Annotated in this window: 2 protein-coding genes; both read left to right on the top strand. The window is 41.0% G+C overall.

The genetic code is table 11. From position 1 onward, the window contains the following. A partial coding sequence (locus A7090_RS08270; protein WP_000295637.1) for a transposase domain-containing protein occupies positions 1-192 on the top strand: 192 nt, incomplete at its 5' end. Positions 193-934: 742 nt separating this feature from the next. After that, positions 935-1,498 (top strand): inovirus-type Gp2 protein, encoded by a 564-nt coding sequence (locus A7090_RS08265; RefSeq protein ID WP_097477787.1) that lies wholly within the window; start codon positions 935-937, stop codon positions 1,496-1,498. Positions 1,499-1,605 lie beyond the last annotated feature (107 nt).

Below are 1,605 nucleotides of genomic sequence, written 5' to 3'. Positions count from 1 at the left end.
AACTGGATGTTCGCGGGTTCCGACAGCGGTGGTGAACATGCGGCGGTGTTGTACTCGCTGATCGGCACATGCCGTCTGAACAATGTGGAGCCAGAAAAGTGGCTGCGCTACGTCATTGAACATATCCAGGACTGGCCGGCAAACCGGGTACGCGATCTGTTGCCCTGGAAAGTTGATCTGAGCTCTCAGTAAATATCAATACGGTTCTGACGAGCCGCTTACTTATTAATGGGAGTTATGTTGTCTCTTTTTATCGTAATGTCACTCCTCTTTATGCTGAGTATTCTGTATGTGCGTAATGCGTCTATCCCCATATACTACAGTGTGGTGGTGTATGGGGTTTAGTTATGTGTAAATTATGTTACTACACTCATAGCGTAATATTGAGAAAGTTAATCCACTAAATGTATGTCTGGTTTGTATTTAACACTAGTTACGTACCGGAACACTATTAGAGTATATTGTCTTTAGTTCGTACGTTATAGCTCCGTTACAGTTTATGGGTAAATATAATCTTTTCTGTATGAAATAATCTTCTTATTGTGAGATTAAATATCTGTAGGCTCTCTCTGCAGAGTCTCTGTTTTTACTTAATGGTACGGCAATACTAATAGCGATGTTGCCTGTGGCTATTCAATGCTGACTTTTGTGAAGATCAGATTATTTCCTGTAAGTAATTGAATGGTGCTTTCTTAAACTCAATTATATGAGGTGTGTTTTTTATTGTAATTCGTTCTGGTCCTCAGTTTAAGAGAGTCTTACTGTATTCTGAATCATTACCCTATTACTGTAATGAGGTAATACGAAACAGTTTTATCAGGTTGTCTGTGCTGCTGGTTACCTCGTTTATTAATGCCGCGGTACGGCGTTTCTGTACTCTCAGTATTTATGTAATTCCACTTTCCTGTCAGTTTTATAAAGTAAGGACTATAAAATGTATAATGCTAATCCCAATTACGAAATGGATTTCATGATTCTGAAAGACGTGAATGAACACATGGAAGGTCTGTTTCAACGTTTTTCTAAACTGTTACCTTTCAGAATTGATTTTGCCTACAGGAAAGACACGCCCAGTTTTGGTCATGGCTGTAAGCACAGTATGTGTATGGAAATATACCGCTTACTTAGCGAAACCCAATCGATGTTGGCGGGATATTACTGGGTAATGGAATATACACAAAACAAGGGACTTCATATTCATTTTATCGGTTACCTGGATGGGCAACGTCACAAGAAATCTTATCGGATATCCAGGCAACTGGGAGATATCTGGAGGCGGATCACGGAAGGGGATGGTTATTTTCACCTGTGCCGGGCTAAAGATAAATACCCGGTGCGTATCGATCACGTGATTCACTATAGTGATAAATCTGCGGTAGACGACTTACGTTACGCCCTCAGCTACCTGGCTAAACAAGATCAGAAAGAACACGGTATTATTCTGGGCCGTAGCAGGCTTCCTGAAAAAAGTAACCGCGGCCGACCACGACACAACTGAATTACAGCTGTGTTAGGTATTAGAATTAAGTTTCTGTAAGTTGTTGGTAAGCGTACAGCCTGAACCGTCTGGTCAGAATCTGACGAATTAGACAAAGTGGTGTCCAC

This window comes from Escherichia sp. MOD1-EC7003 (assembly GCF_002965065.1).
Lineage (GTDB): Bacteria > Pseudomonadota > Gammaproteobacteria > Enterobacterales > Enterobacteriaceae > Escherichia.
The sequence above is the reverse complement of the archived record's forward strand: the minus strand, read 5'-3'. Positions and strand labels throughout refer to the sequence as shown.

Bases quoted from the DNA above. Each gene is read 5' to 3' on its own strand.
- A7090_RS08265 (WP_097477787.1), top strand. From the start codon at position 935: ATGTATAATGCTAATCCCAATTACGAAATGGATTTCATGATTCTGAAA.